Below are 12,771 nucleotides of genomic sequence, written 5' to 3'. Positions count from 1 at the left end.
TTTTATGACTTGACCTATTAGCTTAATTATTTAGTCAGCGAAACTATCTTATCTATTGAAAATTCAAAAGAAAAACACGATCCTTTATTAACTTCACTACGAATATTTAATTTACTATCATGGCGAGTTAACACATGTTTTGTTATAGCGAGCCCTAAGCCTGAGCCACCTGTTGTTCTACTGCGAGCTTTATCTACACGATAAAAACGCTCAGTTAATCGGTTAATATGCTCAGGCGCAATACCATCACCATTATCGGTAACACTAAAACACGCTTTATTGTTTTTGCGCTGCCAGCATACTTCTACTTTACCGCCTGGTTTTGTGTAATGAATCGCGTTGAATACTAAATTAGAAAACGCACTACGCAGTTCATCCTCAGAGCCTTTAATATCAAGGGTTTTATCAATATCAAAAATAAGTTCGTGGCCTTTGTCTTGATTAATCGAGTTTGCTTCAGTGTGAATATAACCAAGTAGTTGCGGCACATTTATAGCTTTATCGTTGTCTTGGCGACGAGCACCTTCAATACGCGAAAGCGATAGTAATTGGCTGACTAAGCTATCCATGCGCTTGCATTGTTCAAGCATAGTATTTTGCGCTTTGTTCCACATTGCTGGCGGCGGCATCATGTCGCCATCCATCATCTCAAGATACCCTGTAACCACTGTAAGCGGTGTACGTAGTTCATGCGACACATTGGCTACAAAGTCTTTACGCATCTGTTCAAGCTGTTTTAAGCGCGTTACATCACGTACCACAACCATAAGTTGAGTACTTGCATATGGCATTACCCTAAACTCAAGCACCTGCTCAATAGTGTGACCGTTATCCAGCTCAAGCGCGTCGTCAAATTCGCCTTTGTGCATGTATTTAGCAAACTTAGGTTCGCGAATTAAATTATCAAGGCGCTGACCATGATCGGTAGGCCACTGCAAACCAAGCACTTTAAGGGCTAGTTGATTACACCACACAATACTTAAATCATTTTGTAATACCACAACCGCATCAGGTACCGCTTCAGCCCCATCGCGAAAGCGACGAATTAAATCTGCAAGCTCATTACGTTTTTTACGATTACGGTGCTGGAGATGGTAAATACCTTCAAACACTTGCTCCCATGCACCCTCACCCTCTGGTGGATTAAAGCTGCGTTGATTAAGTAGCCAATCGCTCAAACGATAAAGTTGATGGTAGTGCCAAATAAGGAGGGAAAAAGATCCTAAAAATAAAAGCAAAAATGGCGCGCCAACCAGCACACCAATTAATAGTAAGGGTAAAAAATAGATAAACAGGCGCTTTACTAACGCCTGCTTATTAACAACTCGATACATACACTCACTTTACCTTAGAGTAGTAATACATGCGTATTTTACACATTAGCTAAGCTTTAAGCTGATCACAGCTTACTTGAAAAACGATACCCAGCGCCACGTACTGTTTGCACCAAACGGTCATGTCCAAGTGGGCCAATTGCTTTTCGCAGGCGACGAATGTGAACATCAACAGTGCGATCTTCTACGTAAACGTTAGTTCCCCACACATGATCAAGCAGTTGTTCACGGCTATAAACACGCTCTGGGTGAGTCATAAAAAAGTGCAGTAATCTAAATTCGGTTGGCCCCATATCAAGCTCGTTACCTTCTGAGGTAACACGATGAGAAATAGGGTCTAAACGCAGGCCATGTACTTCAATAGCTTCTTCTAATGAGGTTGGCGATACACGGCGAATAACCGCTTTAATACGTGCCATAAGCTCTTTAGGAGAAAACGGCTTGGTGACGTAATCATCTGCACCTACTTCAAGGCCGCGTACTTTGTCTTCTTCTTCGCCGCGAGCTGTAAGCATAATAATTGGGATTTGGCGGGTGTGTTCGTTTTGCTTAAACTTTTTAGCAATTTGAATACCGCTTCCACCTGGTAACATCCAATCAAGTAAAACCATATCTGGGTAAGGTTCAACCATAGCTGCAATAGCAGAGTCGTAATCTTCTGCTTCAATTGCTTGAAATCCATTTTGCTCTAAAACAAAAACCAACATCTCCCTGATAGGAGCTTCGTCATCTACGACTAGTACTTTACGTGACATTCCAATTTATCTCTTACGCTATCGAATTAGTTTTCATTATTATGACTAAGTATGACATTTTTATGAAAGTGTAACGTGTAAATTAAAATGGTGGTAAAAAAAACACAAATTAGTGACAAAAAACCTCATTAACGTCATATTTTTAAAACCTTTTTAATATTTAACGTAATAAAAAGAGATTTACGATAAATTTATGTAATAGCTAACTTTTTAAAATTATCTTTTTTGTATCGCTATTTAAACCACTAAACAATATTAAACTAGCTGGGATCATTGTTTTACTAACCAAGACATTTTTACAGATCGATCGTTTAAAAGTAGCTTTAAAGCCCTTTTAAAATCAACAAACCCGCCTGTGTAACAAACAATACGCTCAAAAATAGATCTAAATTTTACTAAGCTCCAAATAAAGGATCAGATTTTTACCAAGCCGATCAACCCTCAGATCAGAGTTGTACCTAGTCAAAGCCATAAGTTGTTGATTGTTTGTACAAATAAATAACGATCAAATTATCTCAGAACCCATATATAGCATTAAAGTGTATTTGGCTTAGTAAAGTAATGATCCGAAAAAGGCTGTGTTAGTAAATGCGTGATCCCAAAATTCCGCGTTGGTAATGCAGTGATCTGATCAAAAAACCGTAATCTGTAATATAAAAAGGGCTGACATTAAAAAAGCCAGCAACAAATTTACTGGCTTAGGGCCTGTTGACCTTTCATGATTAAAATTTGTTCAATCTAGGGGCGATTTAATCGCGGCGTGAGGTTTGTAACCTAGCGGGCTAAGTAAAAACCGAGCAAAGCTTCCGCGTCCTGCTCACGCCCCTTACCTACATCCATGTAGGCAACAAAGAGTAAATTGCCCCTAGGCAGAGCCCTTCGGGCAGCGCATGTTTGGCATTTATTCCACGTTATCGCCTATTTATGGGGAATAACCACACTGCATAGGCTCTGCTTTGCCTAAATACCAAACATACTGCTGCAAATTCAACCTCGAAAGATAAACAGGCCCTAATAATGATCAATTATAAATTGATCTATTATCTAATTTTAGGGTCTAGTTCGCCGCTTAAGTATTTAAGGTGCATTTCATCAAGTGAAATTGGCTTAATTTTACTAGCCTGACCAGAAGTACCAAACGAGTTATAGCGTGCAACGCAAATCTCTGTCATTGCTTTAGTCGCTTCAGCTAGGTATTTACGTGGATCAAAGTTAGATGGGTTAAGCGCCATATGACGGCGAATTGCACCGGTAGATGCTAAACGTAAATCGGTATCAATATTTACCTTGCGAACACCAAACTTAATGCCTTCAACAATCTGCTCAACTGGTACACCATAAGTTTCTGGAATTTCGCCACCGTACTGATTAATAATTTCTAACCATTCTTGAGGAACTGAAGATGAGCCATGCATCACTAAGTGCGTGTTAGGAATACGGGCATGAATCGCTTTAATGCGATCAATCGCTAAAATGTCATCTGTTGGTGGGCGAGTAAATTTATAAGCACCGTGTGAAGTACCGCAAGCAATTGCAAGTGCATCAACGTGTGTTTTATTTACAAAATCAGCCGCTTCTTCAGGGTCTGTTAGCATTTGATCAGTTGTTAATAACCCTTCTGCGCCAACGCCATCTTCTTCGCCAGCTTCACCTGTTTCAAGTGAACCAAGTACACCTAGCTCGCCTTCAACCGATACACCACAGGCATGCGCCATAGCAACAGTTTCGCGCGTTACTTCTACATTGTATTCGTAGCTTGAAGGGGTTTTACCGTCGCTCATTAACGAGCCATCCATCATTACTGATGAAAAACCAAGCTGAATTGAACGCTGACATACACCTGGCGATGTGCCGTGATCTTGGTGCATAACAACGGGGATATGTGGCCATTCTTCAACGGCTGCTAAAATCATATGACGAATAAATGGAGCACCAGCATAAGCACGTGCACCAGCTGATCCCTGAACGATTACTGGGCTGTTTGTTTTGTCAGCCGCTTCCATTATTGCGCGCATTTGCTCTTGATTGTTAACGTTAAAAGCAGGTACGCCGTAACCATGCTCTGCTGCATGATCTAAAAGTTGTCGCATACTGATTAAAGCCATTGGGTATTCTCCAATTTATCGACAGTAGTTCCCTACCATCTAGTTTGAACGGATGTGTTAGTTTGGCGTTATAACAACGCCACGAAAAACCACTGCTTTGCAGTAATATTCCGTCTAAATTAACGACTAAATTAGGGTGAGAGGTATTTAGTAATTAATTGTCGGTGAGGGCTATTACCCCCTCACCTTACGCCACTAAAATTACTTAGCGCGCGACTCTAGCATTTCAACTGCTGGAAGTTTTTTGCCTTCTAAAAACTCTAAGAACGCACCACCACCAGTAGAAATATAAGATACTTTATCGGCAATGCCGTATTTATCGATTGCGGCTAAGGTATCACCACCACCCGCAATTGAAAACGCATTTGAGTTAGCAATTGCTTGTGCAATAGCACGAGTACCATTACCAAACTGGTCAAACTCGAACACGCCAACTGGACCATTCCATACAACAGTGCCTGCATTTGCAATAATTTTTGCAAGCTTGCTCGCTGTATCAGGGCCAATATCAAAAATCATATCATTGCTTGTTACTTCGCTTACATCTTTAAGTGTAGCTACAGCAGATTCAGAAAACTCATTACCAACCACTACGTCAGTCGGTACCGGAATTTCACCATTATTAGCAATCGCTGCTGCACATAAACGGTTCGCTTCATCCATTAAATCAGGTTCGTAAAGCGATTTACCAACTGGGCTACCTGATGCAGCAATAAAGGTATTTGCAATACCGCCGCCGGTAACTAATTGGTCAACAATTTTAGAAAGTGAATCTAAAACGGTAAGCTTAGTAGATACTTTAGAACCACCAACAATCGCTACTAATGGACGCGCTGGATTATCAAGTGCTTTTCCTAACGCTTCAAGCTCAGCCGATAACAATGGACCTGCACATGCCACATCAGCAAATAAACCAACGCCATGGGTAGACGCTTGTGCACGGTGAGCCGTACCAAATGCATCCATTACATATACATCACACAGTGCTGCTAGTTGCTTAGATAGCGCTTCGTCGTTTTTCTTCTCGCCTTTGTTAAAGCGCACATTTTCAAAAACAACCACTTCGTTATCAGCAATATCAACACCGTTTAGGTAATCTTTTTCTAAACGTACAGTTTGCTCTAGGGCATCGTTTAAGTAATCAGCTACAGGTGCAAGCGAAAACGCTTCATCGTATTCCCCTTCCGTAGGACGGCCAAGGTGTGACATAACCATTACTTTAGCGCCTTTCTCAAGGGCTAGTTTAATAGTAGGTAGTGCTGCACGAATACGCGCATCTGACGTCACTTTACCTGCTTTAACTGGTACATTTAAATCTTCACGAATTAATACGCGTTTGCCGTTTAAATCTAAATCTGCCATTTTTATGACCGACATGAACATCTCCTTAGTTAACGATACTGAACCTGAAAAATACGTTTAAAATTATTATATTAATAAATTACTTATTCACTGCCATCATAGCACGCGCTGTGTCGAGCATACGATTAGCAAAACCCCATTCGTTATCACACCATACTAATAACTTTATCAGTCGTTTGTGACTAACACGTGTTTGTGTGCCATCAATAATACAAGAATGTGGGTCGTGATTAAAATCAACCGATACAAGCGGCTCTTCGGTATAACTTAAAATACCTTCTAAGCGGTCTTTTGCTTGTGCTTTAAGTGCATTATTTACTGCATTTAAATCTACATCGGTATTAACCGTTACACTTAAATCCATTGCCGTGACATTTATAGTAGGTACACGTACGGCGATGGCTTCAAAACGGCCTTTAAATTTAGGTAAAATACGGTCTATACCACGAGCGAGCTTTGTATCAACTGGAATAATTGATTGGCTTGCAGCGCGAGTACGGCGTAAATCATGATGATAACCATCAATCACTTGTTGATCGTTCATCGACGCATGAATCGTTGTAATAGCGCCCGACTCAATACCAAATGCATCATCTAATACTTTAATAACCGGCACAACACAGTTAGTTGTACACGATCCGTTAGAAACAATTGTGTGCTCGCTTTTAAGCTCATCGTCGTTAATGCCATACACAATCGTAGCATCAACATCGTTATCGGCCGGATGCGAAAACAACACCTTTTTAGCACCTGCGGTAATATGTAACTGCGCATGTTCACGCGAGTGGTAAACACCCGTACATTCAAGTACAACGTCTACATCGAGCGTTTGCCAAGGTAATTCAATTGGGTTTTCTTCACAAAAAAGTGCAATGGTATCGCCTGCAACACTAATGGTGTCTTCACCAAGTTTTACAGGAAAAGAAAAACGACCGTGGGATGTGTCGTATTTTAATAAATGAGCAATAGCTTCAGGATCAGCAAGTTCGTTAATCGCAACAATTTTTATATCGTCGCTCAAACCAGACTCGTATAACGCGCGGACAATATTTCGACCAATACGACCAAAACCATTAATTGCAAGTTTGATTGCCATGAAATATAAAATCCACTCTTTTAGCGTGCAGATAAAGGCAATACGCCTTTTAGATGTCTGTATTGTAATCGACCTTGCATCTGATTATAAGAGGGAAGCATTAGAAACTTTAAATTAACGTTGAAGAGCTTAGGCATTGCAAGCTCTTCAAGGGGTCTGACTTTTAAAATTAAGTTTTTTATACTAAATTTTTCAAGGCGTTAATTATATCTTCTGGCTCAGAACGAGTACGATAATCAACATCAACATAACGCCAAGTCACTTTACCTTGTTTATCTAAAACAAAGGTGGCAGGGATCGGTAAAACACTACTATTGCCATTGTTAACCGACTCTAAATCTAGGCCTCGGTCTACTCGCATATGCTCGAGTAAAAATGTGGGCACTTGCCATGCTACGCCGTAGCTTGCTGCTACATCGGCATTTTTATCACTCAGCACTAAAAAATCCATGTTACTTATATCGCTTTCGCTCATTGAGCCATCGGGTACTTGCGGGCTAATAGCCACCAGCTGCGCACCTAAAGCATGAATTTCAGGTAAACGTGACTGCAGTGCTTTCAGTTGTAAATTACAGTACGGACACCAACTACCACGATAAAAAGTAACAACCACAGGCCCTTTAGCAAGTAACTCAGTTAACTGCACCGATTGACCATGTTGATTTGGTAACTCAAAACTTGGTGCAATTTGGTTTAAATCAAGTGCATTAGCACCTTGTTGAAACGCTTTTGCTTGTGCAATCGTTTCATCAACACCTTTCATAAAATCAGGATTACCTTTGCGCCCTGCTGCTACTTTTGCCTCAGTTTGTGCTTTTAACGTGTTGCTTTCATCGCTCATAATATGGCTACCTTCAAATTAATCAAAAACTTAAAGCCAGCTTACATTATGAAAATGTATTTGAAATGAAAATTTTAACTTAATCATTTACTTCTAAATCAAACACCACGTTTATTGATGATTTAAAGCTTACCGTTTGTTGTAGATAATTTTTGCGAGCTTTAGGAAAGGAATCGCTTATTGGATTTACTCTATCTATTTTTTTAACCGCTGCACCAAAACCACTGTAAACACTTTTTTGAGTTGAGCTAATAGTGCGTACTTCACCCACTTTTGTATCAAAGGAGTTAGCAAGCATATTTGCTTTTTCTTTTGCGTTATTAAGTGCTTGTTGTGTAGCTTGTGCTTGTAACAGCTCAGCTTTTGAAGATAAAAACTCAGTACTTTGAATCGCATTTACTTTTAAATTCAATAAAAAATCACTTAAATCATTCACTCTTTCAATATTTTTTAGTGTTACTTCAAAAATCCTTATAGCTGCGTATTCAGCGGGAGCCTGATGCCCTGTTTCAATGTAATCCATACCCGTTTTTTCAACTTTAACACTTGAGGCGACTACATCATCGGCAGTTATTTCAAATTGACTTAGTCCGTCAATTAGTAAATTAACTTTATTATCAAGATCGTTCTTAGCTGCTAAAGGTTCGTTTTTAATACTTATAATTTGAAATAGTATTTTAGCTATATCAGGAACGGCAAGCACCTCTGCAGTCCCTTGAACCGAAATTTGACGGCTTGTAGGTAAGCCTGAATTAGCAAAAGTGATGAGTGGGAATAAGGTTAAGAAAATGGCAGTGATGAGTTTCATGATCGTCCTTGAAGTGATTAGTTAGATAATGATTACGTAACTGTAGCTATAGTTATACAGATAACAATAAAAGTAAACTGCTCTTTATTGTAGGCGGGAGTTTATCTCGCGCGGCATAAAGCCCCGCCTTCAGCCAACCTACATCAACTCGCCTACTTTTAACTCTTTGCCACGGCTTATTTGATGACACTGGGCTAGCAGTAACTCGGCAGTGGCTTGTGCATCGGTCAGTGCGTGATGGCAATGATAGCTTGGTAACTCATAACGTGTGCGGCAAGCATTAAGGGTTAAATCATCTTGTTTTATTTCAGTTGAATGATGGAGTAAGCGCTTTTGCTCAATATGCAGTGTGTCGATTATGAGTTTAGGCCGTATTGTTATATTGGCATTTTTAAGCGCTATTTTTAAAAAGCCCCAGTCGAGCATGGCATTATGAAACACTAAAATACAGTCGCTAAAATGGTTACTTAATTGCATTAATATACTGTTTAGGCTTAGCCCCTTTGCTATAGCATCATCGCTAATCCCATGAAAAACAGGACTTTGCTCAAGGCTTTTTACGTCTTTATTTATAAGGTGCTGCGACTCGCTCATTTTTATACATTGGTTATCTATTACCACCCACGCTAGTGATACAATTTCGTGCTGTTTTGCATCAAGGCCAGTTAGCTCTAAATCAATCACCAAATAACGTTGTTGTAAGGCATTTTTGCCTAGTAATTTACGGCGCTTTAAATACCGAGTGAGCAGCTTTTTTACCATGTTAGTAATCCATCATTATAAACTGCCGCGAGCAAACTTAAACGCAGCGGCTTGCTGCGCTTGTTTAACAAGATAAAACGCTTCTTTTAGTTGATGGCGCTCTAGTGAGTTTAATTTATTAGGATTAATACAATTACTCGGTAAGCCCTCTTCGTTTATTTGTGTACTCAAGCGCTGCTGCGTTAAGAACCGCCAGCAGTCTTTTAGGTTGTATATATCTTCTTTGCTGATCAGTTTATATTTTAGTAGTGCGTCTAATCGCTCTTGCGTGTTGGCGCGCCTAATACCCGCTTTTAAAGCGTATAATCGCACTATGTCATTTATAATTACGACACCGCGTTTTTTTAAATCTATGTATTTATTATTTTGATCTGTTTTTTCTGTTTTAAATTTATTAAATAAACCAATTGGCACGCTGTTGCTGCTTATGTCGGTTGCCATTGCGGCATAGAATAAGTCGTTACGCGATATACGAATTAGTTGCTCACAAAAAGCCGTGTATAAAGCGTTTGAACCTTCAATAAATCGCAGGTCAAAAAATATCTTACAGTTAAGCATTGCATTGGGTGTGGGGCTTTTTATCCATTTAAAAAAGCGCTCGCTCCAGTCGTTTACGCTCATACGGCACTCATCACTGCTTGCCATAATATTACCTGGGCAACGCCTAATGCCGCACTCAACTAAATTCTCGCATACAAACTCGCCCATACTTTTAAAGTAAGCGTGTTGCTCGGTGGTTAAGTCGTTAGGGAGTAATAAGCCGTTATCTTGATCTGAATGCAGGGTTTGTTCTTCGCGTGCTTGCGAGCCAAAGCAAATAAAACTAAAGCTGGTTGGCGCTGCGCCATGCTCTTCTTGAAATAAGTGAATCAGGCGCGATGTAAGCGCATCGGTTAAACCACTGAGTAATTTACCAATTAGCGATATGTCGTCAATGTTGTACGAAAAACTACGCAAAAGTTCGGGAATTTCTTTAGCGTAGCGTTTTAAATCAGTAACAGTGTGCGCTTTATATATGCGCCCAATAAGCTGTACGGGGTCACTTTTTTGTTGGCGCAGTAAATCGGTGCTGGTTATCATCCCTATCGGGTTATGGTTTTCGTCAAGCACGGGCAAATGGTGAATATTGTATTTAAGCATTAAGTGCAGCGCCGAAAACACCCGGTTATTTTCAAATATAAACTTAGGTTTTGCGGTCATAATACTGCTTACTGCGTCTTGTGGATCTACCTCGTCGGCAAGTACTCGGTTGCGTAAATCGCGGTCGGTCACAACCCCTACTAAGTGCGCGTGCTGCGTTATCATTATTGACGATACGCCATGCTCTTTCATTTTTTTAGCGCTTTGCCTAATACTTGCATCGGGCGTAAGCGTAATTGCTGTGCGCGTCATCAGCTCTGATATTTTACGTTCCGACCAGCTATCGTTTTTACTTTTATAATGCGATGACAACAACCGGTTAGCATGAGCGCGTACAAAGTATTGCTCAAACGATTTATATTCTCTGCGTAAAAAATCAAAGTGCGTTTGAGAGAGCATATACACTATCCCCTCTTTTTGTACTTCTAACCTATTTTGAATTGCCTCACCGGTTAATAGCGACGGAAAACCAAAATAGTCACCTTGCGCTAAGCGCGTAACAACATCGCCCTTGCCATCAACTAGGTCGTACAAACCAGAGCGAATTAAAAATAGTTTAGGGTTTTCACTTTGTAACCACTGAGTTTGGTTTTCGCGGGTAAGGTAAATAATATCAAGATGATTTACAAAGTATTCGCATGCGCTGCTATCAAGCATAGTAAAAGGCGCTTGCAAACAAACGTATTGGGCTATTTCTTGTTGTTCTACACTCATTGTATTCGCTCTTTAAATGGTGATGTACCAATCTAATGTACTTATTTATTAAACAAATAAAAAGCCCGACTAAAGTCGGGCTTTGGGTGCTTTATATTTTTTTACTATATCTATAAATGTTGCCTAGTGATCGTGCGCTTCAGCTGACCCTTTAGGGTTACGAATACCTTCTACCATTTCTTGAATTTCAATAGGTGTAGCTTGAGTAAATTTAAGAACAACTGCAGCTACTACAAAGTTAATAATCATACCAATTAAGCCAATACCTTCAGGCGAAATACCTAAAAACCAATGTTCAGGATTATTAAGCTCAGGGCTTACAAACTTGAAGAAGATGATATACGCAGCGGTAAAGCCAATACCCGTTACCATGCCTGCAATTGCGCCCTCTCGGTTCATTGTTTTAGAGAATATACCCATAATAATTGCTGGGAAGAAACTCGCTGCCGCCAAGCCGAATGCAAATGCCACTACCGATGCCACAAATCCAGGCGGGTTAATACCAAAGTACGCGGAGATAACAATAGCGACCATGGCTGCCAACCTCGCTGCAAGTAACTCTTGCTTGTCGGTAATATCGGGCTTGAGGGTTCGCTTGAGTAAATCGTGCGAAACGGAGGTCGAAATAACCAGTAGTAAACCTGCTGTTGTAGACAATGCAGCGGCAATACCACCAGCAGCTACGAGTGCAATTACCCATGCTGGTAAATTAGCAATTTCTGGATTTGCTAATACCATAATGTCGCGGTCTACATTTACTTCGTTAGCACTGTTCGGATCGGTGATTTTACCCGCCGTGTAGAACATTTTGCCATCGCCGTTTTTATCATCAAATGTAATTAAACCTGTGCGTTCCCAGTTTTTAATCCATCCTGGTGCTTCTGCGTAAGCTGTACCGCTACCGTCTTTACCATTAATAGTATCAACCATGTTTACGCGAGCAAAGGCTGCAACCGCAGGTGCTGTTGTGTAAACAATCGCGATGAACACAAGAGTCCATGCAGCAGAAATACGTGTGTCTTTTACGCGAGGTACAGTGAAAAAGCGTACAATTACATGTGGTAAACCAGCAGTACCTACCATTAACGCACCAGTAATAGCGAACACGTCAATCATGCTCTTAGAGCCTTCGGTATATTGCGCAAAACCAAGTTCAGCGCTTAAGCCATCTAGTTTATCAAGTACGTATACGCCGTCGCTGCCAATTAATGTGGCACCAAAACCGGTTTGTGGGAAGAAGTGACCCGTCATCATCATCGAGATAAAAATGGCTGGTACAAGGTAGGCAAATACAAGTACACAATACTGCGCTACTTGTGTGTAGGTAATGCCTTTCATGCCGCCAAGTACCGCATAAAAGAATACAATCACCATGCCAATGTAAACACCGGTTTCAATTTCTACTTCTAAAAAGCGTGAAAATACCACGCCTACGCCACGCATTTGCCCTGCTATATAAGTGAAACAAATGAATATGGCACAAAAAATAGCAACTAAACGCGCGGTACGTGAATAGTAACGGTCGCCAATAAAGTCTGGCACAGTAAACTTGCCGAATTTACGTAAGTAAGGCGCTAAACACATGGCTAATAGTACATAACCACCTGTCCACCCCATTAAGTAAACACTGCCATCGTAACCTGCAAACGAAATAATACCCGCCATTGAAATAAACGACGCGGCGCTCATCCAATCGGCAGCTGTTGCCATACCATTAGCAAGAGGAGGTACGCCGCCGCCCGCTACATAAAACTCTTTGGTTGAACCCGCTCGGGCCCATATTGCTATGCCGATATAAAGCGCAAAGCTTAAACCAACAATTAAAAACGTGAGTGTTTGAACATCCATTGCTTA

10 protein-coding genes are annotated in these 12,771 nt (G+C 40.6%); all 10 read right to left on the bottom strand.

What is annotated here, in order from left to right:
* Positions 1–26 precede the first annotated feature (26 nt).
* The 10 genes from phoR to H5118_RS11515 all read right to left on the bottom strand — a co-directional run bounded on the left by phoR (position 27) and on the right by H5118_RS11515 (position 12,765).
* Complete coding sequence (gene phoR, locus H5118_RS11560) at positions 27–1,334, bottom strand: phosphate regulon sensor histidine kinase PhoR (RefSeq protein WP_182748900.1); 1,308 nt, start codon at positions 1,332–1,334, stop codon at positions 27–29.
* A 65-nt stretch (positions 1,335–1,399) separates the two neighbouring features.
* A complete protein-coding gene (gene phoB, locus H5118_RS11555) occupies positions 1,400–2,089 on the bottom strand; it encodes a phosphate regulon transcriptional regulator PhoB (protein WP_006791869.1) in 690 nt (229 codons plus the stop codon).
* Between the two features lie 1,040 nt (positions 2,090–3,129).
* On the bottom strand, positions 3,130–4,194 hold the full coding sequence (fba, locus tag H5118_RS11550; RefSeq protein WP_002961523.1) for a class II fructose-bisphosphate aldolase: 1,065 nt from the start codon (positions 4,192–4,194) through the stop codon (positions 3,130–3,132).
* A 201-nt stretch (positions 4,195–4,395) separates the two neighbouring features.
* On the bottom strand, positions 4,396–5,571 hold the full coding sequence (locus H5118_RS11545; protein WP_002961525.1) for a phosphoglycerate kinase: 1,176 nt from the start codon (positions 5,569–5,571) through the stop codon (positions 4,396–4,398).
* Positions 5,572–5,635: 64 nt separating this feature from the next.
* On the bottom strand, positions 5,636–6,652 hold the full coding sequence (gene epd, locus H5118_RS11540; RefSeq protein ID WP_002961528.1) for an erythrose-4-phosphate dehydrogenase: 1,017 nt from the start codon (positions 6,650–6,652) through the stop codon (positions 5,636–5,638).
* Between the two features lie 178 nt (positions 6,653–6,830).
* Positions 6,831–7,493 (bottom strand): peroxiredoxin-like family protein, encoded by a 663-nt coding sequence (locus H5118_RS11535; protein ID WP_182748898.1) that lies wholly within the window; start codon positions 7,491–7,493, stop codon positions 6,831–6,833.
* Positions 7,494–7,572: 79 nt separating this feature from the next.
* The gene (locus tag H5118_RS11530) at positions 7,573–8,301 is read right to left on the bottom strand and encodes an SIMPL domain-containing protein (RefSeq protein WP_182748897.1); all 729 of its coding nucleotides are present in this window, start codon (positions 8,299–8,301) and stop codon (positions 7,573–7,575) included.
* 138 nt (positions 8,302–8,439) lie between these two features.
* Complete coding sequence (locus tag H5118_RS11525) at positions 8,440–9,063, bottom strand: 3'-5' exonuclease (RefSeq protein ID WP_182748895.1); 624 nt, start codon at positions 9,061–9,063, stop codon at positions 8,440–8,442.
* Between the two features lie 15 nt (positions 9,064–9,078).
* On the bottom strand, positions 9,079–10,917 hold the full coding sequence (locus tag H5118_RS11520) for a DUF294 nucleotidyltransferase-like domain-containing protein (RefSeq protein WP_182692794.1): 1,839 nt from the start codon (positions 10,915–10,917) through the stop codon (positions 9,079–9,081).
* Between the two features lie 123 nt (positions 10,918–11,040).
* On the bottom strand, positions 11,041–12,765 hold the full coding sequence (locus H5118_RS11515) for a sodium:solute symporter family protein (protein WP_002961534.1): 1,725 nt from the start codon (positions 12,763–12,765) through the stop codon (positions 11,041–11,043).
* Positions 12,766–12,771: the final 6 nt, after the last annotated feature.

The organism is Pseudoalteromonas sp. SR41-1 (genome assembly GCF_014164015.1).
GTDB classification, from domain to species: Bacteria; Pseudomonadota; Gammaproteobacteria; order Enterobacterales; family Alteromonadaceae; genus Pseudoalteromonas; species Pseudoalteromonas distincta.
The sequence above is the reverse complement of the archived record's forward strand: the minus strand, read 5'-3'. Positions and strand labels throughout refer to the sequence as shown.

Excerpts from the sequence above, each read along its gene's own strand:
- fba (WP_002961523.1), bottom strand. The coding sequence starts at position 4,194 with ATGGCTTTAATCAGTATGCGACAACTTTTAGATCATGCAGCAGAGCAT.
- H5118_RS11515 (WP_002961534.1), bottom strand. The coding sequence starts at position 12,765 with ATGGATGTTCAAACACTCACGTTTTTAATTGTTGGTTTAAGCTTTGCG.
- phoR (WP_182748900.1), bottom strand. The coding sequence starts at position 1,334 with ATGTATCGAGTTGTTAATAAGCAGGCGTTAGTAAAGCGCCTGTTTATC.
- H5118_RS11535 (WP_182748898.1), bottom strand. The coding sequence starts at position 7,493 with ATGAGCGATGAAAGCAACACGTTAAAAGCACAAACTGAGGCAAAAGTA.
- H5118_RS11520 (WP_182692794.1), bottom strand. The coding sequence starts at position 10,917 with ATGAGTGTAGAACAACAAGAAATAGCCCAATACGTTTGTTTGCAAGCG.
- epd (WP_002961528.1), bottom strand. The coding sequence starts at position 6,652 with ATGGCAATCAAACTTGCAATTAATGGTTTTGGTCGTATTGGTCGAAAT.
- H5118_RS11530 (WP_182748897.1), bottom strand. The coding sequence starts at position 8,301 with ATGAAACTCATCACTGCCATTTTCTTAACCTTATTCCCACTCATCACT.
- H5118_RS11545 (WP_002961525.1), bottom strand. The coding sequence starts at position 5,571 with ATGTCGGTCATAAAAATGGCAGATTTAGATTTAAACGGCAAACGCGTA.
- H5118_RS11525 (WP_182748895.1), bottom strand. The coding sequence starts at position 9,063 with ATGGTAAAAAAGCTGCTCACTCGGTATTTAAAGCGCCGTAAATTACTA.
- phoB (WP_006791869.1), bottom strand. The coding sequence starts at position 2,089 with ATGTCACGTAAAGTACTAGTCGTAGATGACGAAGCTCCTATCAGGGAG.